19 protein-coding genes are annotated in these 24,623 nt (G+C 72.5%); 12 read left to right on the top strand and 7 right to left on the bottom strand.

From position 1 onward, the window contains the following. Nucleotides 1–32: 32 nt before the first annotated feature. From secF to ABEB12_RS28505, 3 genes are read left to right on the top strand one after another with little or no spacing between them, the layout of a single operon-like run. Nucleotides 33–1,208: a protein translocase subunit SecF gene (secF, locus tag ABEB12_RS28515; protein ID WP_185061334.1), complete on the top strand. Its 1,176-nt coding sequence runs from the start codon at nt 33–35 to the stop codon at nt 1,206–1,208. Continuing rightward, nucleotides 1,205–1,738: an adenine phosphoribosyltransferase gene (locus tag ABEB12_RS28510; protein WP_185060545.1), complete on the top strand. Its 534-nt coding sequence runs from the start codon at nt 1,205–1,207 to the stop codon at nt 1,736–1,738. The genes secF and ABEB12_RS28510 overlap by 4 nt, the downstream gene beginning before the upstream one ends. A gap of 53 nt (nt 1,739–1,791) precedes the next feature. Continuing rightward, a complete protein-coding gene (locus ABEB12_RS28505; RefSeq protein ID WP_345703216.1) occupies nt 1,792–4,116 on the top strand; it encodes a RelA/SpoT family protein in 2,325 nt (774 codons plus the stop codon). A 565-nt stretch (nt 4,117–4,681) separates the two neighbouring features. Here the strand turns inward: ABEB12_RS28505 and ABEB12_RS28500 are convergent. From ABEB12_RS28500 to ABEB12_RS28480, 5 genes are read right to left on the bottom strand one after another with little or no spacing between them, the layout of a single operon-like run. Next, on the bottom strand, nt 4,682–6,895 hold the full coding sequence (locus tag ABEB12_RS28500; protein ID WP_185060547.1) for an FUSC family protein: 2,214 nt from the start codon (nt 6,893–6,895) through the stop codon (nt 4,682–4,684). Between the two features lie 2 nt (nt 6,896–6,897). After that, nucleotides 6,898–7,785, bottom strand: a complete 888-nt coding sequence (locus ABEB12_RS28495; protein WP_185060548.1) for a peptidylprolyl isomerase — start codon at nt 7,783–7,785, stop codon at nt 6,898–6,900. A 45-nt stretch (nt 7,786–7,830) separates the two neighbouring features. Further along, entirely contained in the window at nt 7,831–9,138 is a 1,308-nt protein-coding gene (gene hisS, locus ABEB12_RS28490) for a histidine--tRNA ligase (RefSeq protein ID WP_185061335.1), read from the bottom strand. Between the two features lie 55 nt (nt 9,139–9,193). Then, nucleotides 9,194–10,468 (bottom strand): YibE/F family protein, encoded by a 1,275-nt coding sequence (locus tag ABEB12_RS28485; RefSeq protein WP_185060549.1) that lies wholly within the window; start codon nt 10,466–10,468, stop codon nt 9,194–9,196. Further along, the gene (locus ABEB12_RS28480; RefSeq protein ID WP_185060550.1) at nt 10,401–11,018 is read right to left on the bottom strand and encodes a TetR family transcriptional regulator; all 618 of its coding nucleotides are present in this window, start codon (nt 11,016–11,018) and stop codon (nt 10,401–10,403) included. Before ABEB12_RS28480 ends, ABEB12_RS28485 begins: the two co-directional genes overlap by 68 nt. An 80-nt stretch (nt 11,019–11,098) precedes the next feature. Here ABEB12_RS28480 and ABEB12_RS28475 point away from each other — a divergent pair, with 80 nt between their 5' ends. Continuing rightward, on the top strand, nt 11,099–11,527 hold the full coding sequence (locus ABEB12_RS28475; RefSeq protein WP_185060551.1) for a hypothetical protein: 429 nt from the start codon (nt 11,099–11,101) through the stop codon (nt 11,525–11,527). 22 nt (nt 11,528–11,549) lie between these two features. On the opposite strand, the gene ABEB12_RS28470 is transcribed toward ABEB12_RS28475, so the two are convergent. Next, nucleotides 11,550–12,386, bottom strand: a complete 837-nt coding sequence (locus tag ABEB12_RS28470; protein ID WP_185060552.1) for an MBL fold metallo-hydrolase — start codon at nt 12,384–12,386, stop codon at nt 11,550–11,552. Nucleotides 12,387–12,472: 86 nt separating this feature from the next. On the opposite strand from ABEB12_RS28470, the gene ABEB12_RS28465 reads away from it, so the two are divergent. From ABEB12_RS28465 to ABEB12_RS28430, 8 genes are all read left to right on the top strand, one after another. Next, complete coding sequence (locus ABEB12_RS28465; protein WP_185060553.1) at nt 12,473–14,569, top strand: intein-containing Rv2578c family radical SAM protein; 2,097 nt, start codon at nt 12,473–12,475, stop codon at nt 14,567–14,569. Nucleotides 14,570–14,733: 164 nt separating this feature from the next. Continuing rightward, nucleotides 14,734–15,702 carry an isopenicillin N synthase family dioxygenase gene (locus ABEB12_RS28460; protein ID WP_345703214.1) on the top strand — a complete coding sequence of 323 codons (969 nt, stop codon included), beginning with the start codon at nt 14,734–14,736 and terminating at the stop codon, nt 15,700–15,702. Beyond that, a complete protein-coding gene (locus ABEB12_RS28455; protein ID WP_221497668.1) occupies nt 15,695–17,329 on the top strand; it encodes a cytosine permease in 1,635 nt (544 codons plus the stop codon). Before ABEB12_RS28460 ends, ABEB12_RS28455 begins: the two co-directional genes overlap by 8 nt. Before the next feature lie 37 nt (nt 17,330–17,366). Beyond that, nucleotides 17,367–18,335: a TIGR03621 family F420-dependent LLM class oxidoreductase gene (locus ABEB12_RS28450; RefSeq protein WP_185060554.1), complete on the top strand. Its 969-nt coding sequence runs from the start codon at nt 17,367–17,369 to the stop codon at nt 18,333–18,335. 11 nt (nt 18,336–18,346) lie between these two features. After that, complete coding sequence (gene aspS / locus ABEB12_RS28445; protein WP_185060555.1) at nt 18,347–20,131, top strand: aspartate--tRNA ligase; 1,785 nt, start codon at nt 18,347–18,349, stop codon at nt 20,129–20,131. A 6-nt stretch (nt 20,132–20,137) separates the two neighbouring features. After that, the gene (locus ABEB12_RS28440; RefSeq protein ID WP_185060556.1) at nt 20,138–21,079 is read left to right on the top strand and encodes a DUF389 domain-containing protein; all 942 of its coding nucleotides are present in this window, start codon (nt 20,138–20,140) and stop codon (nt 21,077–21,079) included. A gap of 11 nt (nt 21,080–21,090) precedes the next feature. Then, a complete protein-coding gene (locus ABEB12_RS28435) occupies nt 21,091–22,335 on the top strand; it encodes a hypothetical protein (protein WP_221497669.1) in 1,245 nt (414 codons plus the stop codon). A gap of 88 nt (nt 22,336–22,423) precedes the next feature. Continuing rightward, nucleotides 22,424–23,266 carry an SGNH/GDSL hydrolase family protein gene (locus ABEB12_RS28430; protein WP_345703213.1) on the top strand — a complete coding sequence of 281 codons (843 nt, stop codon included), beginning with the start codon at nt 22,424–22,426 and terminating at the stop codon, nt 23,264–23,266. Here ABEB12_RS28430 and ABEB12_RS28425 read toward each other — a convergent pair. Beyond that, nucleotides 23,263–24,600 (bottom strand): DUF2637 domain-containing protein, encoded by a 1,338-nt coding sequence (locus ABEB12_RS28425; protein WP_185060557.1) that lies wholly within the window; start codon nt 24,598–24,600, stop codon nt 23,263–23,265. The genes ABEB12_RS28430 and ABEB12_RS28425 overlap by 4 nt on opposite strands. Nucleotides 24,601–24,623: the final 23 nt, after the last annotated feature.

The raw sequence follows: 24,623 nt of genomic DNA, 5'->3' as shown, positions 1-24,623 counted from the left end.
CACCGCCGCGGCCCAAGAGCGTCTTTTCCCGGATGTACACCGGCACCGGCGCGTTCGACATCGTCGGCAAGCGCAAGCGCTGGTACCTGAGCTTCGGCATATTGGTGCTGATCTGCGTCGGCTCGATGCTGATCAAGGGCTTCAACCTGAGCATCGAGTTCGAGGGCGGCAGCCAGATCCAGTTCCCCACCGCCGGGATCTCCGCCCCCGCCGACGAGCAGGCGGTCAAGGACGTGCTGGGCGGCGTGGTCGACCGGGTCACCTCGGTGCAGACCGCCGGCTCCGGTGCCGCGCAGACCGTGGTGATCCGCACCGAGACGCTGGACGCGGCCAAGCAGCAGGCCGCGGCCCGGACGCTGTTCCAGGCCTACCAGCCCAAGGCGGCCGACGGCCGGCCCAGCCAGAACGTGATCAGCGTCAGCGCGGTGTCGTCCAGCTGGGGTGGCGAGATCACCACCCAGGCGATGATCGCGCTGGCCGTGTTCCTGGTGCTGGTTTCGCTGTTCCTGGCGTTCTACTTCGAGCGATCCATGGCCATCGCGGCGGTGGTCGCGCTGGTGCACGACCTGGTGGTCACCGCCGGCGTGTACTCCATGGTCGGCTTCGAGGTCAGCCCGTCCACGGTGATCGGCCTGCTCACCATCCTCGGTTTCTCCCTTTACGACACCGTGGTGGTGTTCGACAAGGTGAAGGAGAACAGCCGGGGAATCCTGGGCCTCACCAGGCGGACCTACGCGGAGACCGCCAACCTGGCGCTGAACCAGACGCTCATGCGTTCGATCAACACCTCGTTGTTCGCGCTGCTCCCGGTGGCCGGGCTGTTGTTCATCGGCGTGGGTGTGCTGGGCGTCGGCACGCTGGCCGACCTGGCGTTGGTGCAGCTGGTCGGCATGATCGCCGGCGCGTTGTCGTCCATCTACCTGGCCACGCCGGTGCTGGTGGACCTCAAGATGCGGGACCGCCGCTACCGGCAGCAGGCCGCCCGGGTGTACGCCCGGCGGAACAAGCAGGCCGCCGCGGTGTCCGACGAGGACGAGCTGGACGTGAACGACGACGACGCGCTGAACACCGAGCTGCGCAAGGAGCGGGCGGTGACCGCCGCGACCGGGGTACCCACCCGGCACGTGTCGACCACCAGGCGTGACTCCAGCTCCCGCTCCGAACGCACCCAGTCGATCGGCCGGCCCAGCGGCAAGCGACGTCGGTGAGTTCCGGCACGGCGCTGGACCGGGCCTTCGGGCTGATCAGGGACGTTCCGGACTACCCGAACCCGGGCGTGCTGTTCCGGGACATCACCCCGTTGCTCGCGGACGCCGTGGCGTTCCGCGCGGTGATCGAGGCGCTGGCCGAGCCGGTGCGCGCGGCCGGGGCCGGCCTGGTGGTCGGGGTGGAGGCCCGGGGCTTCCTGCTCGGTGCGGCGGTGGCGCTGGCCGCCGGCACCGGGGTCGTCCCGGTGCGCAAGGCCGGCAAGCTGCCGGTCGTGGCGGCCAGCCGGGACTACCAGCTGGAGTACGGCTCGGCCACCCTGGAGTTGCCGGCCGGCGCCATCGACCCGGGCGCCCGCGCCTACCTGGTGGACGACGTGCTGGCCACCGGCGGCACCCTGCGGGCCAGCTGTGAGCTGGTCGCCGACGCCGGCGGCGAGGTGGTGGGCGCCGGCGTGCTGCTGGAGCTCACCGCGCTGGCCGGGCGGGACCGGCTGCCCGGCGTTGACCCGCACGTTTTGATGCGCGGTTAGGCGCGGCGCGGGTCTCGCCCATCCGGCCGGTATCCTCGTTGGATGGAGGGCGAGTGAGCACAGCGGAGCGCAGATCGGAGGCGGCGGCGGAAAGCCCCGCGCCAGCCGCGCCCGCGCGCCCGTCCGCCACCCGCCGGGTGCGCGCCCGGATCGCCCGCCGCATCTCCTCGCCCCGGGTCGGCCCGGTCAAGCCGGTGCTCGAGCCGTTGGCCGGGGTACACCGGCGGCTGCACCCGAACGCCGACCTGGCCCTGCTCCAGCAGGCCTACGACGTGGCCGAGGAGCGGCACGAGGGCCAGAAGCGCAAGTCCGGGGACCCCTACATCACCCACCCGCTGGCCGTGGCCACCATCCTGGCCGAGCTCGGCATGGACACCACCACGCTGGTCGCCGCGCTGCTGCACGACACCGTGGAGGACACCGGCTACTCGCTGACCGAGCTGGCCAACGACTTCGGCGACGAGGTGGCCCACCTGGTCGACGGGGTCACCAAGCTGGACAAGGTGAAGCTGGGCGCGGCCGCCGAGGCGGAGACCATCCGCAAGATGGTTGTGGCGATGGCCCGGGACCCCCGGGTGCTGGTGATCAAGCTTTCCGACCGGCTGCACAACATGCGCACCATGCGTTTCCTGCCGCCGGAGAAGCAGGCCCGCAAAGCCCGCGAGACGCTGGAGGTGTTCGCCCCGCTGGCGCACCGGCTGGGCATGGCCGGCGTGAAGTGGGAGCTGGAGGACCTGGCGTTCGCGCTGCTGCACCCGAAGAAGTACGACGAGATCGTCCGGCTGGTCGCCGACCGCGCGCCGTCCCGGGACATCTACCTGCGCCAGGTCATCGACGAGGTGAACGCCCAGCTGACCGGCGCCCGGATCCAGGCGACCGTGGAGGGCCGGCCCAAGCAGTACTACTCGATCTACCGGAAGATGATCGTCAAGGGCAAGGACTTCGACGACATCCACGACCTGGTCGGGGTGCGCATCCTGGTCGACGAGGTGCGCGACTGCTACGCCGCGATGGGCATGGTGCACGCGCTGTGGCAGCCCATGCCGGGCCGGTTCAAGGACTACGTGGCCCAGCCCCGGTTCGGCGTGTACCAGTCGCTGCACACCACGGTGATCGGGCCGGACGGCAAGCCGCTCGAGGTGCAGATCCGCACGCACGACATGCACCGCACCGCCGAGTACGGCATCGCCGCGCACTGGCGCTACAAGGAGACCACCGGCACCCACAGCGGGCAGGCCGTCGAGGTCGACGAGATGGCCTGGATGCGCCAGCTGCTGGACTGGCAGCGGGAGGCCGCCGACCCCGGTGAGTTCCTCGAGTCGCTGCGCTACGACCTGGCCACCCGGGAGATCTTCGTCTTCACCCCGAAGGGCGACGTGGTGACGCTGCCCTCCGGGTCCACCCCGGTCGACTTCGCCTACGCCGTGCACACCGAGGTCGGGCACCGCTGCATCGGCGCGCGGGTGAACGGCCGGCTGGTCGCGCTGGAGCGCAAGCTGGAGAACGGCGAGGTCGTGGAGATCTTCACGTCCAAGGCCGGCGGCGCGGGTCCCAGCCGGGACTGGCTGTCCTTCGTCGCCTCGCCGAGGGCCAAGGCGAAGATCCGCCAGTGGTTCGCCAAGGAGCGCCGCGAGGAGGCGATCGAGGCCGGCAAGGAGGCGATCACCCGCGAGGCCCGGCGCACCGGGATGCCCCTGCAGCGGCTGGTCTCCGCCGACTCGATGGCCGCGCTGGCCCGCGAGCTGCACTACCCGGACCTGTCCGGGCTGTACGCGGCGATCGGCGAGAGCCACATCTCGGCCAAGCACGTGGTGTCGCGGCTGATGGCGCTGCTCGGCGGGGTGGAGGACGCCGAGGAGGAGCTGGCCGAGCGGTCCACCCCGTCCACCGTGCAGCGCCGCCGCGCCTCCGGCGACTCCGGCATCGCGGTGGTCGGCTCGGACGGCGGCATGACCGACCTGTGGGTGAAGCTGGCCCGCTGCTGCACCCCGGTGCCCGGCGACGAGATCCTGGGCTTCGTGACCCGGGGCGGCGCGGTCAGTGTGCACCGCGCGGACTGCACCAACTCGGCCTCCCTGCGCGCGCAGAGCGAGCGGCTGGTGGACGTCGAGTGGTCCTCGTCGTCGAACGCGATGTTCCTGGTCAGCATCCAGGTGGAGGCGCTGGACCGGCACCGGCTGCTCTCCGACATCACCAACGTGCTCGCCGACGAGAAGGTGAACATCCTGTCCGCGTCGGTGACGACCTCGCGGGACCGGGTGGCGGTCTCCCGGTTCACCTTCGAGATGGGCGACCCGAAGCACCTGGGTTACCTGCTGCGTGTGGTGCGCAACGTGGAAGGCGTCTACGACGTCTACCGCATCACCTCGGCCAAGTAGCCGGTCGGTTCCCACCCCGCTCTCTCCCGGTTGCCTCCGAACACGCTATGGCTCTGCGTGGAGATACGCGACATCCGGTGTGTGCTCGATGCGGGGGGCACCGTCTGTCATGATCACCGTCAGTGGTGGATGCGCCTCGATTTTGGGGCGGTTGCCGAAGAGCGCCGGCCACCCCTGAGTACCCGATGATCATGGATTACATGGTCACCATGACACCAGTACCCGCTCCACCCGCCCCAACCGGCCACCAGGTCATGCTGACCATGAATCGCCCGGCCGGCGCGGCAACATTCGTCACTCTGGTTGCACGAGGGGAACGCCATGCGTGTTCGATCTTGCTTCAACCCCCACTCGTGAAAGAGAAGTGACGAGAGGGACGTGCTCAGCCCGGGTTTTCATGGTCCCGCTACGTGACCATGACGCCCTCACGCCGGCGCCCGGCACCTTCGCCGAGTGAGCGAGTTTCGAGACCGAGCCCACGACGCCGGACGTCGCGTATTTCCACGCAGAGCCATAGCGTGGAAAGTGTTATCTGGTGAAGAGTCTCAGCGGTCTGTCGAGTGCATCAGTTCCTGGCCTGGTCGAGGCGTTCGCTGGCCCGGTTGCCCAGGGCGGCGAGCAGCGTCTGGTCGATCCGGATCAGGTAGTGCAGGGCGTGCCGCAGCGCGCGGTTGGTGGGGTCGGTGAGCGCCCGGGTGAGCACCTCGTCGAACAGCGGCACGGCCGACCCGGTCGGCCGGCCCGTTGACTTGGTGAGCGCGGCGGGCAGCAGCTCCAGGTGCGCCCCGACCAGCGCGCAACCCGCACGCAGCACCTCCACCGAGTCCGCCTGACCCGGTTCACCGGGGCGCAGCGCGGCCGGCACGGGGGCGATCCAGCCGAGTGGGTAGCAGACCTGGGCCAGCTCGCGGCCGTACTGGTCACAGGCCCGCGCGGCGCGCACCCAGCCGCGCATCATCCGCCGCCCGCTGACCCCCGCCATACCGTGGCTCACCGGCCGCGCGGCCAGCCGGAGCGCACTGGTGGCAGCATCCAGGTCGCGCGCCGCGGTGATCAGGCCGTCCCCGGGACGCTCGCCGGCCAGCACGTCCACCGCCTGGTCGATCAGCGCGCCGAGCTGGTCGGCGAACTCGGCCAGCTTGTCCCGGACGGTGCCCCGGGTGCTGATCGGCAGCACCAGGTAGGAGGCGAGCACCCCGCTGACCGCGCCGATCGCCGTCTCCTCCAGCCGCAGGGCCAGCACCTCGACGGAGAACTGCCCGATCAGGCCGTACATCAGGGCCAGCAGCACGGTGATGAACAGGGCCAGGAACGCCTGGTTCACCCGCTGCAGGTAGAAGGCGAGGAACACGCAGACCACCACGAGGGCGAGGCTCAGCGCGTGGTGCCCGCTGAGCGGCGCGGCAACCAGCACACCGGCCAGCACCCCGCCCAGCGTGCCGAGCAGCCGCTGGCCGCCCCGGCTGAGGGTCTCGCCCCGCGAGGAGGTGCCCAGGAACACCACGAACGCGGTCAGCGCCGCCCAGTACCAGCGGTCCGGGGAGATCCAGTTGCCCACCACGATGGCCACCCCGCCGGCCACTGCGGTCTGGATGGCCTGTCGGGTGGTCGGACTCGGTTGCGGCCAGCGCGGGCCGGCCGGCGGCCCGGCGTTCGCCTCCTCGGGCTCCTGTGCCGGGGTCTCGTCCGGTTCCCCCTCGTCGTGGGGGCTGTCGAGGGCGGGTTCCTCCTCCTCGGCGTCCGGGCGAACCCGGGGGATGGTCCGCGCCATCATCTGGATGGCCTTCACCAGCGCGCCGGCCGGGCGGCCCTCGGCGGCCTCGGCCAGCCGGTCGGCGGCGGACAGGGCGTCCGCGCTGATCCCGGCCCCCTCCCGCACCGAACGGCGCAGCACGCCGAGCAGCCGGACCAACCGGCGCTGCTCGTCCGCCGGGCCGGGCCGCTTCAACCAGCGCGCGGCGGTGAGCGCCACCTCCTCGGTTGCCAGCTCCAGGTCGAACACTCGCAGGGCCAGTGCCTCGTTGCTGAGGCCGGGCCACAGCCGCTGCTCGCCGGTGCGCTCGATGCGTTCCTCGATCAGCTGGGCGGTCTCGTTCAGCCGGCGCAACCGGACCCGCAGCCGCATGTCCGCGCGGTCGGTCAGCTCGCCGTCCTCGACGGCCGCCCGGGTCGCGTCCAGCACGGCGCCGACCCGGGCGCGGAACGCGGGCACCAGCCGGGCCAGCACTGTGCTGTCCCGCTCGGGCAGGACGAACTCCCGAACCAGAAGGCTGCACGCGATGCCGGCGGTGGCCGCGATGATCAGCCGGGGCAGCTGCGCGGGGCCGGCGTGCAGGAACAGCGTGTAGAAGTACGCGATGAAACCGATCATGCCGACGGCGGTGCCCCGGGCCTCGAACCGCCGGATGTAGGCGGCCAGGAACATCACGACCACGAACCCCGCCGTGGCCGCCCAGGCGTGCGGGGAGAGCAGGGCCGCGGTGGTGGAGGTCGCGGCGGCGGCCACCGGCAGCAGCGCGCTGGTGATCATCCGGTCCCGCCGCTCCACGTCGCGGACCAGCGTGGACGACATCATGGCCAGCACGATGCCGAGCAGCTCGGCGGTGATCGGCTGGTCCTCGAGCCCGGCCAGCGCGACCATCAGCCCCACAGCCAGTGACACGGAGAGCGCCGCCACCGCGCCGTTACGTAATCGGAGCAGCCCGGGGTCGGAGCCGACCAGCGCGTCGGAGAGCCACGCCGCCGCCGTGCCGAGCCGCCGTCCGACCGATCCCGCCAACGTCAGCCGACGCTGACCTTGTCGATGGTGACCTTCATGTTGGGCTTTCCGCCGCCGGGACTCGGGTCCATCGAGCCGTCGTGGCCGGCGCGCGCGATCTTGTCCACGGTGCCCAGGCCGGCCGGCGTGATGTAGCCGAACACGGTGTAGTCCGGGCTCAGTGCCGAGGCGTCACCGTAGATCATGAAGAACTGGCTGCCGTTGGTGTTCGGCCCGGCGTTCGCCATCGCCAGGTAGCCCCGCCCGTAGCTGAGCTGCGGGTAGGTCTCGTCGGCGAACGAGTAGCCGGGTCCGCCGCCGCCGGTGCCGGCCGGGTCGCCGCACTGCAGCACCTGCAGGCCGGGATCGGTGGTCAGCCGGTGGCAGCTGGTGGCGTCGAAGTAGCCCTGCCGGGCCAGGCTGACGAAGCTGTTCACCGTGCACGGGGCGAGGCCCCGGTCCAGGGTCAGCTCGATCGGGCCGGCGCTGGTCGGCATGTTCACCGCCACGGTTCCGCGCGCGCTGATGTTGGTGGCCGGCGGCGCCTGCGCCGGGCGGGCCGGCGGCGAGCCGTCCGGCGGGTAGGCGCAGTTGACCGCCGCCGGGAACTGGTTCGGCCGGCGCAGCGGCGCGGCGATCTGCGTCGGGATCTTCAGGTCCGTGGTCGGCGCCGCGCTGCTCGGCCCCGGGGGCGCACTGCTCTGTGCCGGGTCGACCGCCGGCTGGGCCTCGTCCGAGCCACCGCTGCTCATCAAGCTGAACGTCATGACCGCCGCGACCACCAGGACCACCAGGACGATGGCGCCGATCATCGAGTACTTCCGGCGCTGTTCGGCGCGCACCTTCCGGCGGTCCTGCTGGCGTTCTAGCTTCCGCTTGGCGGCCTCACGGCGCTGTTGGTTGGTCGACACGCCCGGGAGCCTAACGAGGCGGCGCGCCGACGCCGCGAGGGGCCGTCAGGATGCGCCCAGCAGCGCGCGCAGCCGCGCCGCCGCCTCGGCCAGCGGGGCCTCGGTCTGCTCGCCGCTGGCCATGTCCCGCAGGGTCGCCACGCCCCGCTCGTACTCCCGGGGGCCGAGCAGCACCACGAACCGGGCCCGCTGGTCGTTCGCCCACTTCAGCTGCTTGGCGATCTTCCCGGAGGACCCCAGGTAGGTGCCCACCCGGCGGCCTTCCGCGCGCAGCTCGCCGGCCAGCGCGAGCAGTGCCGGCTCCGCCTCCTCGGCGAGCACGGTGATTGCTACGTCCAGGGCCGGCGCGTCCGCCTCGGTGTCCGTCTGCTGGGAGAGGATCCGTTCGATGCCGATGGAACCGCCGCAGGCCGGCAGGTCCGGCCCGCCCAGGGCGGCCACCAGGCCGTCATAGCGCCCGCCGGAGGCGATCGACCCGGTGAACCCGGGCGCGGTGACCTCGAAGATCGGCCCGGTGTAGTAGTCCAGGCCGCGCACCATGCGCGGGATGAACGCCACGCGGCCGGCGGGCAGCGAGGCGGTCAGCGCGAGCAGCCGGTCCACCTCGGCCAGGCCAGCGCGGCCGCGCTCGGTGCCGTCCAGCTGCTTGCGCACCCGTTCCGGGTCTTCGGCGGCCAGGTCGGCGACCAGCCCGGCGGCGATGTCCCCGGCCAGGCCGCGGGTCTCGAGTTCCGCGGCGACCGCGTCCGGGGCCAGCTTGTCCAGCTTGTCCAGCGTGATCAGCACGCGGCCGCCCAGCTCCTCGGGCACCCGGTAGGCGTCCAGCAGCCCGTGCAGCGCCTGCCGGGAGTTGATCTCGAAGCGGAACTCCGGGATGCCCAGCGCGGCGATGCCGTCGTTCACCGCGAGCAGGGTCTCCGCGTCGGCCACCGGGGAGGACGCGCCCACGATGTCGATGTCGCACTGGGTGAACTCGCGGAACCGGCCCTTGCCCGGCCGGTCGGCGCGCCAGACCGGGCCGAGCGCGTAGCGCCGGTACGGCATGGGCAGCCGGTTCCCGTGGGTGGCGACCACCCGGGCCAGCGGCACGGTCAGGTCGTAGCGCAGCGCCAGGTCGGCTTCCCCGGTGGCCTCGTGCTCGCCCCGGCGGAGGATCTTGAAGATCAGCTTGTCGCCCTCGTCGCCGTACTTACCGGTGAGCACGTCCAGCCGTTCGAAGGCGGGCGTCTGCAGCGGTTCGAACCCGTACCGCTCGAACGCCGCGCGCACCGATGCGAAGGCCCGTTCGCGGCGCCGCAGTTCGGCGGCCAGGAAGTCGCGGGTGCCGGAGGGCGGTTCGGCGTTCTGCGCCATGAAGGTGATCTCCAAGAATTGTGAAACCGTTCCTGACCAGCTTACGAGGGTGCGACTAGTCCGTTTTCTCGCGGCTGGCCACCAGCGCCGCGACCCCGGTGGTGATCGGCACCGAGGCGACCAGCCCGATGCTGCCGACCAGGGTGCGGACCACCTCGGTGGCCACCACCTGGGTGCTCAGGGTCTGGCCCACGCCCCGCCCGGAGACGGTGAACAGCAACAACAGCGGCAGCGAGGCGCCGGCGTAGGCCAGCACCAGGGTGTTCACCGCCGAGGACAGGTGGTCCCGGCCGATCCGCATGGCCGAGGCGAACAGTCCGGCCGCGGAGAGCGCGGGGTTCGCCCGGCGCAGCTCCCAGACCGCACTGGTCTGGGTCACCGTGACGTCGTCGAGCACACCCAGCGCGCCGATCACGAACCCGGCCAGCAGCAGGCCCTGCGGGTCCAGGTGGGCGGCATTGCCCAGCGAGGCGATCAGGTCCTGGGTGTCCTCCGCGCCGAGGCCGGTGAGCTGGGCGGCCTCGGTGAAGATGGTGCCCAGCGCGCCGATCAGGCCCAGGCTGACCAGCGTGCCGAACACCGCCGTCGAGGTGCGCGCGGAGAGCCCGTGGCTCAGGTAGAGCACCGCGAACATGATCAGGCAGGACCCGACCACGGCCACCGCCAGCGGGTTCCGCCCGTCCAGGATGGCCGGGAGCACGAAGCCGATCAGCACCAGGAAGCTGACGCCCAGCGCGACCAGCGCGGCCAGCCCGCGCCAGCGGCCCAGCAGCAGCACCGAGGCGGCGAACAACAGGGCCAGCACCCACAGCGAGGTACCGCGCTGGAAGTCCGACACGATGTACGAGCCGGAGTCGCCCGGATCACCGCCCGCGTAGCTGAGCACCACCTTGTCGCCGACGGTGTACCGGGGGCTGGTCGGGTCCGTGGGCACCACGCTGACGATGCCGCGCCCCGCCACCGGGCCGTCGGTCATGAGCAGGCTCAGCGCCAGGCAGTCCTTCGCGCCGGGGCCGGCCTGGCCGGAACCCGCCTGGGCGCAGTCCGCCGCGGTGACCGCCCGGACGTCGGCGGCGATCTGCTGGGTCGCCGCATTCGGCGCCTTGGGCACGCCGCCGAACGGGTAGAGCAGCAGCACACCGGCCACCGTGGCCACCATGCACGGCACCAACAGCGCGAACAGCAGCGTCCGGACCCGCTGGCTCGCGGGCTCCGCCGGGCCGTGCCCGTGGCCATGGCCGTGCCCGTGGCCGTGCCCGAGGTCATGGCTCTGGCTCTGGCCGACCGGCGGCTTCTGGCTGAGCACGCGGTCGCGACCGTGGCGTCCCATGCCGGCATCCTTGCAGGAGGTCCACGAACGCTTCCGCCGCCGCGTCCGTTCGGGCGGCGTCCCCGCTGACCATGCGGTCCAGCAGCAGGCCGTCGATGGTGTCCAGCACCAGGTCGGCCAGCGTGGCGACGCGGTCCGGTCGTGCTCCCAGCTCGCCGAGCCCGCCGCGCAGCATCACCAGCCAGGGCTCGCGCAGCCGGCGGTGCGCCGGGCGCCACCGCTCCGGTTCTCCCATGGACAGCGCGCACAGCTCCAGGTAGAGCCGGCCCACCCCGGCGATGCCCGACTCGTTGACCGCCCGCCAGGCGTATCGGACCAGGTCGGCGACGGTCTCCGGTTCGGGTTCGGCGGGCGGCATGCCCTCGGCCAGCCGGGCGTTGGCCAGCGAGACCAGCTCGGTGATCAGCTCGTCCTTGCCGCCGAAGTGGTAGATCAGCATGCGGTCGCTGGTGCCCAGGGCGGCGGCCAGCGGGCGCAGGGAGAGCCCGATCAGCCCATGGCTGAGCACGTAGTCGAGCGCTCCCTCGGCGAGCGCGGCCCGGCGGTCCACGGCGGCACTGTAGCAACTGCTTCAATTCTGGTGTAGCGACTGCTACGTTCAATGCGACCCGCGATGAGCGAGGAGGCGACATGACGGCTCCGACTGTTCGGCCGGCCCGGCCGGTGGCCCGGGCGGTGCTGCGATTCGACGGCTGCTTCGAGTTCGTGCTGGCGGCGTTGTGCCTGTGGCTCGCCGCCCGCCCGCCGAGGTCCGGCGGCTGGGCGCTGCCGGGGTGGGTGGGTGCCTCCTTGATGGTGGTCGTGGCCGGTGTGCTGGTTCTCGCCGGCGTGGTGCTGCTCGTGCTGGCCGGCCGGGTCGAGCCGGCCACGTTGCGCGCCGTGTCGATGGGGAACGGCGCCACGGCGGTGGCCCTGTTCGCGCTTGCCGGCCTCGACATCGGGGCGGGTCCGATGCTTCGGCTCGGGTTGGCACTGGTCGGCGTGGTCGTCGGCGCACTCGCCCTGGCCCAGGCCAAACTCGCCGCCGCGGCCAAGCTCGCCGCCGCGGAGCGAGGCTAGCCCGGCCCGTCGCGGCCTCGGCTCAGGTGAGGTGGTCGAACTCGCCGCTGGCCCAGCGGATGTGGCTCTCGGCGGAACGGTGAACCACCCGCTTGGCGTCCCGCTCGACGGCGTCGCCGCCCAGCGTGTACAGCCGGTCGTACTCGTACGCGTCGAGCCGGTCGACGATCCGGCGCACCACGGCCGGCGACATCGGCACCAGCTTCGGGTAGTTCCGCGTGAACGACACCCACCCGGGATAGCCGGTGGGCACGCCGCTGATCGTGTCGCCGGTGAGCAGGCTGCCGTCGCCGGTCAGTGCCACCGAGCTGCCCCGCATGTGTCCACCGAGCTGGATGAGCCGGATGCCGGGTAGCGGCTCGGCGAGGTCCCGCCACGGCTCGAGCACCGGGTCGGTACGCGGCAGCCATTCCAGGTCGTCGGCGTTGACCAGCACCGGGACGCGGCCGAACGCATGGCTCCAGCTCACCTGCGCCGCGAACATGTGCGGGTGGCTGGTGGCCACCACGGCCGCCCCGCCGAGCTCGCCGACCAGATCGACCACCTCGTCGTCGAGGTAGGCCGGCGGGTCCCAGAGCAGGTTGCCGTGCGGAGTCCGGGCGAGGAACGACCACTGGCCGATGGCGAACCTCGGCTCGCGGCGGAAGCTGTGCAGGCCCAGGCCGTGGTCCCGGTGCACCGTCCGGTGCGGCTGGGCGGCCAGCTCCTCGTGAGTGATCCAGCGTTGACCGTGTCGCCCGATGTCGCCGCGCTCCTCGATGCCGACCTCACCCCGGTCGAGGACGCAGCCGCCGTCGGGCGGCGGTTCGGGCGAGTCCGGGTGCTCCAGGCCGCAGCCGTCGCAGATCCACGTAGGCATGACGACATGCTTCAACCTCAACCGGACTCAAGGTCAAGTCCGGTGGTGCTCTTGCGTCGAAGGGGAACATATGTTCGAATATACCCATGCGATGGGCGGGACAGCAAGTGGGGGAGGACGGCGTCGGCGGTGACGCGGTCCTGCCGGGCATGCACGGTGTGCTGCGCACGGTACGCGTGCCCGAGTTCGCCGGCATGGTGTTCCACGAGGTGGAAGCCAGGTCGGTGCTCAACAAGGTGCCCGGCCGGTCCGCCATGCCGTTCGGCTGGACGATCAATCCGTACCGGGGATGCAGTCATGCCTGCACGTACTGCCTAGTTGGCGACACTCCGGTGCTGCTCGCGGACGGCCGGACCCGGCCGATCGCGGAGCTTCGGATGGGCGACGCGATCTACGGCACCGAGCGTCGGGGCGCCTACCGGCGCTATGTGCGCACCACCGTGCTCGCGCACTGGTCGACGGTCAAATCGGCGTACCGGGTTGCGCTCGCCGACGGCACCGAGCTGATTTGCAGCGGTGACCACCAGTTCCTCACCGAGCGTGGCTGGAAACACGTGGTCGGGCAGACCTGCGGCCACGGCCGGCGGCCCCATCTCACCACTGGGAACTCGATGCTCGGAACCGGTCGCTTCGCGGACAGCCCGGTGCACAACGAGTCCTACGAACGCGGCTACCTCTGCGGGATGATCCGGGGTGACGGGCACGTCGGTCACTACCCGGATGCGCGGCCGGGGAGGGAGAACTCCCGGCTGCACCGTTTTCGGCTCGCCCTGGCCGACCTCGAGGCGCTGCGTCGTAGCGCGCTGTATCTGGCGAACCACGGGGTACGTACAGACGAGTTCGCTTTCGGGTCGAGGGCCGAGACCGGCCGGCCCATGACCGCCATTCGGAACCAGTCACGCGGTGGAGTCGCACAGGTCGAGGCACTCATCGAGTGGCCGATGACGCCGGATCTCGACTGGTCTCGGGGCTACCTCGCGGGTGTCTTCGATGCGGAGGGCAGCAGTGCCGGCAGCATCCGTATCCACAACGGGGACGCGGAGATCCTGCGCCGGGTCTGTGAGGCCTTCGGGCTTCTGGGATTCCGCTGCTGTACGGAGCCCGCCCAGCCCAACGGGACACGTGCGGTTCGGCTGCTCGGCGGTCAGGTGGAGCGGATCCGGTTCTTCCACACCGCGGATCCGGCGATCACGCGGAAGCGATCACTGATCGGCGAGGCGATCAAGAACGATGCCAGGTTGGAAGTCGTCGCTATCGAGCCGCTCGGTGTCGAGCTGCCGATGTACGACGTGACCACCGGCACCGGGGACTTCATCGCGAACGGTGTCGTCAGCCACAACTGTTTCGCCCGCAACACGCACACCTACCTGGAACTCGACCCCGGGGACGACTTCAACCGCCAGGTGGTGGTGAAGGTCAACGCGGCGCGGGTGCTGGAGCGGGAGCTGCGCGCGCCCCGGTGGGGGCGGGAGCACGTGGCGATGGGCACCAACACCGATCCGTACCAGCGCGTGGAGGGGCGGTACCGGCTGATGCCGGGGATCATCACCGCGCTGGCCCGGTGGGGCACGCCGTTCTCCATCCTCACCAAGGGAACCCTGCTGGCCCGGGACCTGCCGCTGCTCACCCATGCCGCGCGCGACGTGTCGGTCGGGGCCGGGGTGTCCATCGCGCTGCTCGACCGTCAGCTGCAGGCCAGCCTGGAGCCGGGAACGCCCACCCCGGCCGCCCGGCTGGACCTGGTGCGGCGGCTGGCGGACGCGGGGTTGTCCTGCGGGGTGATGGTCGCGCCGGTGCTGCCGTGGCTCACGGACTCGACGGAGGCGCTCGACGCGCTGCTGGCCCAGATCGCGGCCGCTGGGGCCAGCGGGGCGACGGTGCTGGCCCTGCACCTGCGACCGGGCACTCGGGAGTGGTTCATGGCCTGGCTCGCCCGGGAGCATCCCGGGCTGGTGGACCGCTACCAGCGGTTGTACGCCAGGGGCGCCTACGTGGACCGCCGCTACCGGGAGGCGCTCGGGCAGCGGGTGGGGCCGCTGCTGCGCCGGCACGGGTTGGCTCGCCAGGCCACCTCCAGGGGGTTGGCCGGTGACGAACGCGCCGGGTGGCCCCGGGGCAGCCTGCCCGGGCCGAGAGCGGGTGCTGAAACGGAGGTGGCCGGCGAGCAGCTATCACTCATGTGACCACCAGGTAACCGATTTCCAGAAGGAGGTGATCGAGGCTGGTCTGAGCGAAAGGCGGAACCTAGTCTGGGCTGGACCCGCGGGCACCGGCCCGCGCCATCCGGGAAGCGGGCAGCCATGGTTCGGATCAGCATCGGTCGGGGCGGCATCGGGTCGGGGCAGTCGTGACCGCGGCCGACTACGTACCCAGGATCGACCTGAGCCCCTGGTTCGCCGGCACCGAGGCGGACCGGCGCGCGGTGGCCGACCAGGTCGACCAGGCGCTGCGCGAAGCCGGCTTCCTGCTCATCACCGGCCACCGGGTGGACCGCGCGCTGCGGGACCGGGTGCGGGCGGCGGCGCGCGAGTTCTTCGCCCTGCCGGAGGAGGTGAAGTCCCGATACGCCGTCGGAGTCGGTGGGCGGGGGTGGTTGCCGCCCGGCGTAGAGGCCAACGGGTACGCCGAAGGCACCGAGACACCGGCCGACCTGAAGGAGTCGTTCTCCTTCGCCGCCGAGGAGCCGACCGGTGACCCGGGTACCGACCAGCGCTGGTTCCAGCCGAACGTGTGGCCGGTCGAGGTGCCGGAGCTGCGGCCGGCGCTCACCGAGTACCTGGCCCGGATGGGGGAGCTGCAAGCGGAACTGATGTCGGTGTGTGCCATGGCGCTGGGGCTGCCCGCCGACTTCTTCGCCCGCTACTTCACCCACCCCACCTTCGGGTTCAACCTGAACTGGTACCCGGCGCTGCGCCGCACCGGGGCACCCGAACCGGGCCAGTTCCGCATCGGGCCGCACACCGACTTCGGCACGGTGACGATCCTGGACCGTGAGCCGGGTCTGGGCGGCCTGCAGGTGTTCACCACCGACGGGCGGTGGGTGGATGCGCCGTTCGACCCGGAGGCGTTCACCATCAACCTGGGCGACCTGATGGCCAGGTGGACCGGCGACCGGTGGCGGTCCACCCGGCACCGGGTGCTGGCGCCGTGCAGCGATGCGCCGGAGGAGGAGCTGGTCTCGCTCATCTATTTCGGTGAGGCCGACCACGACGCGGTGGTCGAGACGCTGCCGCCGCCGGTCGGGCACAACCAGTACCCGCCCGTGGTCTGGAGCGACTACCTCGCCGACAAGCTGGCGGCGATCTCCGTTGGCTGAGGCGGCGGAGGTGGGCGGGCCGCCGGGGGCGCGGGTCACGGTCGATGCCCGGGGCGCGGTGTCGGGTGAGCCGGTGCGGCCGGGCAGCTACGGCGACCGGGTGGTCGCGGTGGAGCCGGGCGGGGTGGAGTTCATCCCGGCCGGGGACCGGCACGGGCGGCCGCTGCACCTGGCGTGGACGTGGACGTCGCCGAACCTGGAGTTCGCCACGATCTTCCTGGGCGTCCTGGCGGTCGGCGTGTTCCGGCTGCCGTTCTGGGAGGCGGTGGCCGCGCTGGTGCTGGGCAACGCGCTCGGCGCGCTGTCCCACGGGCTGCTGTCCGCGCGCGGGCCGCGACACGGGGTGCCGCAGATGGTGCTGTCCCGGGTGGGCTTCGGCTACTGGGGCAACGTGCTGCCGGCCGGGCTGAACGCGGTCGCCGCCGGCATCGGCTGGTTCGCGGTGAACAGCGTGAGCGGTGCGTTCGCGCTGAGCGCGCTGACCGGGCTGCCGGCGCTGGCCGCGCTGGTCATCGTGGTGCTGGTCCAGGTGCTGGTGGCGTTCTTCGGGCACAACCTGGTGCAGGCGTTCGAGCGGTACGCGGTGATCTTCCTGGCGGTGGTGTTCCTCGCGGTCACCGTGGTGGTGCTGGGCAAGGCGCAACCGGGCGCCCCGGCCGATCCGGTGCCCGGCGGGTTCCTGCTGGTCGTCGCGGCGACCTTCGGCTACACGGCGGGGTGGAACCCGTACGCCGCCGACTACACCCGCTACCTGCCGGCGGACACCGACCCCCGGCGCACCGGCTGGTCGGCCGGCCTGGGCATCTTCGCCTCCTGCACCGTGCTGGAGATCGTCGGCGCCGCTTCGGTCACCGCCGGCGCGCTGTCCTCGGAGAACCCGGTCGGGGCGTTCACCGCACTGCTGCCGGGTTGGCTGGCCGCGCTGACCCTGTCGGCGATCATGTTGGGTGCGGTCTCGGCCAACGTGCTGAACATCTACTCCGGCGCGATCTCCTTCCTCACCCTGGGAATCCGCACCTCCCTGGCCTTCCGCCGGGCGCTGGTGGCCATCGGGTTCGGCGCGGTCGGGTTCCTGCTCGCCTGGGCCGGGCTGACCGGCGCCAGCCACAAGTACGAGAGCTTCCTGCTGGTCATCGCCTACTGGATCGCGCCGTGGCTGGGCGTCACCTTCGCCGACATCTGGCTGCGCCGGGGCCAACCGGTCGCCCACCTGTTCTACGACACCGGGCACCGCAACTGGGCCGGTCCGGTGGCGATGTTGGTGGGCATCGCCGTGTCCGTGCCGTTGTTCTCCAACCAGACCGCGTTCACCGGGGTGGTGGCGGCCCATTTCCCGGGGCTGGGCGACGTGGTGTGCCTGGTCGGGTTCGGCGTGGCGGCGGCGGTCTACGCCGCGCTGTTCCGGCTGGCGCGGGCCGGCTCGGCCGGTGCGCGGGACGGTTCCGGTGGTGCGGGAGACGGTTCCGCCGGTGCGGGAGACGGGTCCGCTGGTGCGGGAGACGGTTCCGCCGGTGCGGGAGACGGGTCCGCTGGTGCGGGAGACGGTTTCGGTGGTGCGGGAGACGGGTCCGCCGGTGCGGGAGACGGGTCCGCCGGGGCGCGGGACGGTTCGCCGATAGCGGACTGATCGCCCGGGTCGGCCCGGGGCAGGGCAGGGTGGGGGCATGCGCGAGTTCCGCTTCTCCACCAACGTGTTCGGCTTCGAATCCGGGCCGGCGTTCCTGGCGCGCTGCCGCCGCGTCGAGGAGCTGGGCTACGACGCCCTGTTCGCCGCCGACCACCTGGGCATACCCGCCCCGTTTCCCACGCTGGTCGCGGTGGCGGCGGCCACCGAGCGGCTCCGGGTGGGCACCGCGGTGCTGAACGGGGAGTTCTGGAACCCGGCCCTGCTGGCCCGGGAGATCGCCACCACCGACCTGCTCACCGGGGGACGGCTGGACCTCGGCCTCGGGGCCGGCCACATGAAGTGGGAGTTCGACGAGGCCGGCATCGAATGGCGGCCGCTGCGCGAGCGCACGCAGCGGCTGGGCGGGCTGATCGAGGAGCTGCGCCGCTACTTCACCACCGACTTCGAGCAGCTGCCCGAGGGCGTCACCGCGCCCAAGCCGGTGCAGCGGGTGGGCTTCGACGGCGCCGGCCCGCCGTTGTTCCTCGGCGGCACGGGGGACCGGATGCTGGCGCTGGCCGCCGAGCACGCGGACATCGTCGGGGTGGCCGGGGTGCTCCAGCGCAAGGGCCGCCCGCCCGGCACGTTCCGGCTGGCCACCGCCGCCGAGGCGGCGGAGCGGGTGGAGTTCACCCGGCAGCGGCTGGGCGGCCGGGACGTGGAGTGGCACCTGCTGGTCCAGGCGGTGGTGGTCACCGAGGACCGCGTGGCGGCCGCCGCCGGGCTGCTGGACCGGCTGGAGGGCACCATGACCCGGGACGAGCTGCTGGAGACGCCCTACGTGCTGGTCGGCACCGTGCCGGAGATCGCCGCGCAGCTGCGGGGCCACCGGGAGCGCTACGGGTTCTCGCACGTCACCGTGCACCAGCCGTACCAGGACGCGTTCGCCCCGGTGATCGGCCACCTGCGCGGCGAGAAACCTGGCGGTGAGAAACCTGGTGGTGGGGGGCCGGGGGTGGGCGGCTAACCTCAGCACCCGTGATTCGTTCCCACTCCGCCGGCGCGCTGCGCGCCGAACACGCTGGTGACACCGTAATCCTGGCCGGCTGGGTCGCCCGCCGCCGCGATCACGGCGGGGTGATCTTCATCGATCTCCGGGACGCCTCGGGCGTCGCGCAGGCGGTGTTCCGCGAGGGCGAGATGGCCGAGCGCGCGCACCGGCTGCGCGCCGAGTTCTGCGTCAAGATCACCGGCGAGGTGGCGATCCGGCCGGAGGGCAACGAGAACCCGGAGCTGCCGACCGGCGCCATCGAGGTCACCGTCACCGAGCTGACCGTGCTCTCCGAGTCCGCTCCGCTGCCGTTCCCGCTGGACGAGCACAGCGACGTGGGCGAGGAGGTCCGGCTCAAGCACCGCTACCTGGACCTGCGCCGCGCCGGCCCGGCGGCCGCGCTGAGGCTGCGCGGCAACGCCAACCGGATCGCCCGCCGGGTGCTGGACGAGCGCGACTTCATCGAGGTCGAGACGCCGACGCTGACCCAGTCCACCCCGGAGGGCGCGCGGGACTTCCTGGTGCCGGCCCGCCTGCGGCCCGGCTCCTGGTACGCACTACCGCAGAGCCCGCAGCTGTTCAAGCAGCTGCTCATGGTGGCCGGCCTGGAGCGGTACTACCAGATCGCCCGCTGCTACCGGGACGAGGACTTCCGCGCCGACCGGCAGCCCGAGTTCACCCAGCTGGACATCGAGGCCAGCTTCGTCACCGAGGACGACGTCATCGAGCTGGGCGAGGCCGTGGTCGCCGCGCTCTGGGCCGAGCTGGCCGACCACCAGGTCCCCCGCCCGATCCCGCGCATGACCTACGCCGACGCGATGGCCCGCTACGGCTCGGACAAGCCCGACCTGCGCTACGCGGTGGAGCTGACCGACCTCACCGAGTACTTCGCCGAGACCTCGTTCCGGGTGTTCCAGAACCCGTACGTGGGCGCCGTGGTGATGCCCGGCGGGGCGTCCCAGGCCCGCCGGCAGCTGGACGCCTGGCAGGAGTGGGCCAAGCAGCGCGGCGCGCGCGGGCTGGCCTACGTGCTGATCGGCGAGGACGGCTCGGTGGACGAGCGCGGCCCGGTGGTGAAGAACCTGTCCGAGACCGAGCGGGACGGGCTGGCCAAGGCGGTCGGCGCCGGCCCGGGGGACTGCATCTTCTTCGCCGCCGGCCTGGCCGGCGACGCCCGCGCGTTGCTCGGCGCGGCCCGCGACGAGATCGCCCGCCGGTGCGGCCTGGTGGACGAGAACGCCTGGTCCTTCGTCTGGGTGGTGGACGCCCCGGTGTTCGAGCGAGTGTACGACGACAAGGGCAACGAGATCGGCTGGACGGCCGTGCACCACCCGTTCACCTCGCCCAACGAGGACTGGGTGGACCGGTTCGAGGAGTCCCCGGGCGAGGCACTGGCCCACGCCTACGACATCGTCTGCAACGGCAACGAGATCGGTGGCGGGTCCATCCGTATCCACCGCTCCGACGTGCAGGAGCGGGTTTTCCGGGTGCTCGGCATGGACGAGGCCGAGCAGCGGCAGAAGTTCGGCTTCCTGCTGGACGCGTTCGCCTACGGGCCGCCACCGCACGGCGGCATCGCGTTCGGCTGGGACCGCATCTGCATGCTGCTCGCGCACGCCGACTCGCTGCGGGACGTGATCGCGTTCCCCAAGTCCGGCGGCGGCTACGACCCGCTCACCGGCGCCCCCTCGCCGATCACCGCCGACCAGCGCAAGGAGGCCGGGGTGGACGCCAAACCCGCCCCGCCGGCCCCGGCCAAGCCGGCCGAGTAGACCCAGGTGCTGCACCTGCGGGTGCTGAGCCCGCCCGAGCTCACGGACCGGGTGCGCGGATTGCTGGCCGCCGAACCCGGCTCCGCGCACCTGACCGTGCTCCCCGGGGCGGCCGTCGCGCCGCCAGGGGACGTCGTCGAGGCGGTGCTCACCCGGGAGTGCGCCGACGGGGTGCTGGCCGAGCTGGTCGAGCTGCGGCTGGACCAGCTCGGCGTGATCACCCTGGAGACCCTGGACACGGTGCTCTCCGACGCGGCCGACCGGGCCGAGGCGGCGGTGCCCGGCGACCCGGCCGACGCGGTGATCTGGGACGACCTGGTGGCCAGGTCCGGTGAGGAGTCGCGGCTGTCGATCTCCTTCCTGGCCTTCCTCACCATCGCCTGCCTGCTCGCCGCGATCGGTGCGATCACCGACTCGCCGGTCACCGTGGTCGGCGCGATGGTGCTCGGTCCGGAGTTCGGGCCGCTGGCCGCGCTGGCCGTCGGGCTGGTGCTGCGCCGGGGTGACCTGTGCCGGCGCGCCGGGCTGGCGCTCGCCGTGTCCTTCCCGGTGGCCATGGTGATCACGGGGGTGGTGGGTGCGCTGTTCCACGCCACCGGCCTGCTCCAGCGGACCACCCTGGACAACCTGGCCCAGGTGGACTTCATCTACAAGGTCGGCCCGTTCTCGCTGATCATCGCCCTGCTCGCCGGGGCGGCCGGGATGCTGTCGCTGACCTCGGCCAAGTCCGGAGCGCTGGTCGGCGTGTTCATCTCGGTGACCACCGTGCCGGCCGCCGCGTTCGTCGCGGTCGCGGCGCTGGAGGGCCGCTGGGACCGGGCGCTGGCCTCGGCGGTGCAGCTGCTGGTGAACCTGGCCGGCGTGGTGGTCGCGGCGGCGCTGGTGCTGTGGTTCTCGCCGTCCGCCCGAAGCGATCGAGCAGTGCGGAAGCGGGGTTCCGGCGGGTAGGGTCGGCGGCGATGACGCGTCCGAAAACCGGCGCCGCCCCGGTGCCGAGGCCGCCCCCCGCGCCGAGGTCGGCCGCTTACCCCGCTGTCCCGGCCGTCGCGGGTGAGGTGCTCGGCATCGCCGAGCGACTGCTCACCCGCCGGCAGGGAGCCACGGTCACCCTGGCCGACCCCGAGACCCTGGTCGGCGGCGGCCGCTCCGTGGTGGTGCGCGCGCGGGTGGCGGCCAACCCGTTCGGCCTGCCGCGCAGCCTGGTGATCAAGCACTACCCGGACGGGGCGGCGCTCGGCCGGGTGGACCGGTTCCGCCGTGAGGCGGCGAGCTGCCAGCTGTTCACCGCCATGTCCGGCGCCAGCCGGCCGAGCGCGGAGCTGATCGCGCACGACCCGGAGCGCCGGCTGCTGGTGCTGGAGGATCTGGGCCGGGCGTCCACCCTGGCGGACAAGCTGTTCGGCAGCGACCCGGTGGGCGCGGAGCAGGGCCTGATCAACTGGGCACAGGCGCTGGGCCGGCTGCACGCGGCCACCGCCGGGCGGGAGCGGGACTTCGGGGCGCTGCTGCGCCGCCTCGGCGAGCGGTCCTGGCGGGACCCGATGGCCGACGACGCGCGCAGCGCGCTGGCCGAGGTTCCGGCGCTGGTCGAGGCCCACCTGGGCGTGCGGGTGAGCGACGCCGCCGCCGAGGACGCCCGGGCCACCTCCCGGCTGCTCGGCGGCACCCGTTACCGGGCGTTCAGCCCCTCCGACAGCTGCCCGGACAACAACCTGGTGACCCCCAAGGGCGTCCGGTTCGTGGACTTCGAGTGGGGCTGCTTCCGGGACGTCATGCTGGACGCGGCGTACACCCGGGTGCCCTTCCCGGCCTGTGAGAGCAGCTTCGCGCTGCCCAGCGGGCTGGCCGGCGCGATGCTCGCCGCCTGGTGCGCCGAGGTGGTCGCGGTGTGGCCGGAGCTGGACGACCCGGTGCTGGCCGCCACCCGCATGCTGGACGCGCAGCTGCTCTGGGTGTGGTTCTGCACCCGGGAGCTGTTGCCGAGGGCGCTCGCCGAGGACGGGCGGACCGGGCCGGACCGGGACCGTTCGCCCCGGGCGCTGCTGGCACTGGCGCACTACTGGCGCCGGCTCGGCCTGGACGCCGCCGCCGGTGACCGAGCGGCCACCGTCGAGCTGGCCGACCAGATGGTCGCCGCCCTGGGCCCGAGGCTGGGCGAACAGGAGCGGGAGCTGCCGCTGTTCCCGGCGTTCCGTAGCAGGTAGACGGCGCACCGATCGTTCGGCAAGCGGTTCACGACGCGTCACCCCGTTCTCACCCCAGGTGAGTTCGGGCTTGTGATCGTGTGCAAACGTGACCGCTGAGATCATCACACCGCTGCCGGGCGGGTCCTCCGGCGAGCCGGCGCGCGCCGTCGGGACCCTGGTCGTGCTCGGTGACTCCACGCCGGTGGGCATCGGTGACCCCCAGTCCGGCGGCGGGTGGCGTGGCTTCGGCCCGTTGTTGCTGGATGCCCTGGGCGAGCGGGGGACGGTGCGCTACGCCAACCCCGCCTTCCCCGGTGCCCGGGTGGCCTGCGTGCGCCGGCGGCAGCTCGCCTCCGCGCTGCGCATGCGGCCGGATGTGGCGGTTCTGGTCGTCGGCATGAACGACACGCTCCGCTCGGACTTCGACGCGGACGTGCTGGCCGCCGACTACGACGCCATCGCGTCCGCGCTGCGGGCGGTCGGCGCCACCGTGCTCACCGTGCGCTTCCACGACCACAGCCAGGTGTTCTGGCTGCCCGGCCCGCTGCGCCGCGCGCTGTGCGAGCGCATCGGCGAGCTGAACACGGTGATCGACGGCGTGATCGCCAAGCATGGCATCGGCTGCCTCGACCTGCACACCCTGCCCGGCGGATACCAGCGGGCGGCCTGGGCGGTCGACCGGCTGCACCCGTCCGAGGTGGGTCACCGGATGCTGGCGAAAGGGTTTGCCCAGCTGCTCGAGGACGCCGGTTTCGCGGTGCCCAACCCGGTGAGCATGGCGCCCGCCGGCGGGCGGGAGATCACCGTGGCGCACCACCTGCTGTGGCTGCTACTGAAGGGTCTGCCCTGGCTGTGGCGCCGGAGCAGTGACCTGGTGCCCTACGCCATCTCCATCGCGTGGCGGGACTGGTGGCAGCGGCGCGCCGCCCGCCGGCAGGCCACGCTCTAACGCCCGCCTATAACGCTCAGCTCGGGGTCCAGCCCGTCGGCCTTGGCCCGGGCCCTGGCGCGCTGCTCGGCCAGCTCACGGGCCTGGCCGAGCAGGCGGCGGCCGGTGCGCGGCGCGACGTCGATGCCCAGCAGCTGGACCACCTTCTCGCCGGTCAGGTCGTCCTCCAGCTCGGGCTTCTCGGCCAGGATGCGAGCCAGCTGTTCCACCCGCTGGTCGGAGTGGGCCTCTTCGGGGTCCGTCGGCTCGTGGGGCCCGTTGCCGTTGCCGTTCATGGTGGTCCGCACGGGGATGCCGGGACGGCTCGGGGCTCCGTTGCCGTTGGTGGCGACGGCCGGCCCGGGGCGGGCGACCACGCTGGCCGGGGTGGTGGGGCGCATGGCCGGGGTCGGTGTGCGCTCCAGGGAGTGGCCGTCCACCGAGGCCGGGGTGGTCGAAGCGGCCGCGGCGGGCGCGGGCCGGGCCGGCTGGGTCGGGACCGGCCGGGTCTGGGCCGGCTGGGTCTGGACCGGCCGGGACTGGGCTGGCTGGGACTGGGCCGGCCGGCTGGCGGGCGTCCTCGGCGGCATCGGTGCCGGGGCGGCGGGCCGCGCCGGCTGGGGACGTTCGGTGTCCGGCGCCCTGGCCGGGCCGGCGATCGCCGGGATGTCCGGGGCGGTGGTCTCCACCTGCTTCGGCGCGTCCCGCTCCACCGGTTCGACGGAGGCGGCGGCGGTGACCGGGATGGGCCGGCGCTCCTCGTACTCGGCCCGGCTCACCTGGAGGTCCATCGCGGTGAGCTCCAGCACCAGCCGGCGCCACTCGAAGAAGGTGCGGAACGGGGAGAGCACCAGCCGGATCATCCGGGGGTAGGGCACCGCGACCGGCGGCGGCAGGCCCCGGCGGCGCTGCACCTGGCGGCGGAGCTCGGCCAGCAGAACCTCGAACGCCAGGTTGGCCGCGACCGGCACGGCGACACCGATGGCCACGGTGACCATGTCGTGGTTGGCCCGCAGGTAGGCCCAGATGCCGTTGCTCGCCGACGACGTGGCCACCGCGACCAGGGTGGCCAGCCGGGCCGGGATCGCCGGCCTGGCGTCCAGTGAGGCGGCCCAGGCCACGCCGGCCATGGACACCGCGAAACCGTCGATCACCAGGGGCAACAGGTGCGGGAAGATGAATCCCTTGGATGCGGCGAAGTCGCTCTGTTCCTGGAAGGACCAGACACAGCCCAGGATCCACACCGAGGCCACGGCGAGCAGCGCGGTGCGCATGGGTAGCGCCGCGCCGATCCGTTGCCAGTAGCCCTTCTCGGCTGGCTCCGGTCGGTTCCAAGCGGCGTCGGGATACGCCACTGATTGCCCCCTGCAGTCCGGTC

The sequence above is a fragment of the Actinospineispora eucalypti genome (assembly GCF_039543365.1).
In the GTDB taxonomy this organism is placed as follows: Bacteria; Actinomycetota; Actinomycetes; order Mycobacteriales; family Pseudonocardiaceae; genus Pseudonocardia; species Pseudonocardia eucalypti.
The sequence above is the reverse complement of the archived record's forward strand: the minus strand, read 5'-3'. Positions and strand labels throughout refer to the sequence as shown.

Excerpts from the sequence above, each read along its gene's own strand:
- hisS (WP_185061335.1), bottom strand. The coding sequence starts at position 9,138 with ATGGCGCAGAACGCCGAACCGCCCTCCGGCACCCGCGACTTCCTGGCC.
- ABEB12_RS28450 (WP_185060554.1), top strand. The coding sequence starts at position 17,367 with ATGCGCGAGTTCCGCTTCTCCACCAACGTGTTCGGCTTCGAATCCGGG.
- ABEB12_RS28475 (WP_185060551.1), top strand. The coding sequence starts at position 11,099 with ATGACGGCTCCGACTGTTCGGCCGGCCCGGCCGGTGGCCCGGGCGGTG.
- ABEB12_RS28470 (WP_185060552.1), bottom strand. The coding sequence starts at position 12,386 with ATGCCTACGTGGATCTGCGACGGCTGCGGCCTGGAGCACCCGGACTCG.
- ABEB12_RS28435 (WP_221497669.1), top strand. The coding sequence starts at position 21,091 with ATGACGCGTCCGAAAACCGGCGCCGCCCCGGTGCCGAGGCCGCCCCCC.
- ABEB12_RS28465 (WP_185060553.1), top strand. The coding sequence starts at position 12,473 with ATGCGATGGGCGGGACAGCAAGTGGGGGAGGACGGCGTCGGCGGTGAC.
- ABEB12_RS28485 (WP_185060549.1), bottom strand. The coding sequence starts at position 10,468 with ATGGGACGCCACGGTCGCGACCGCGTGCTCAGCCAGAAGCCGCCGGTC.
- secF (WP_185061334.1), top strand. The coding sequence starts at position 33 with ATGTACACCGGCACCGGCGCGTTCGACATCGTCGGCAAGCGCAAGCGC.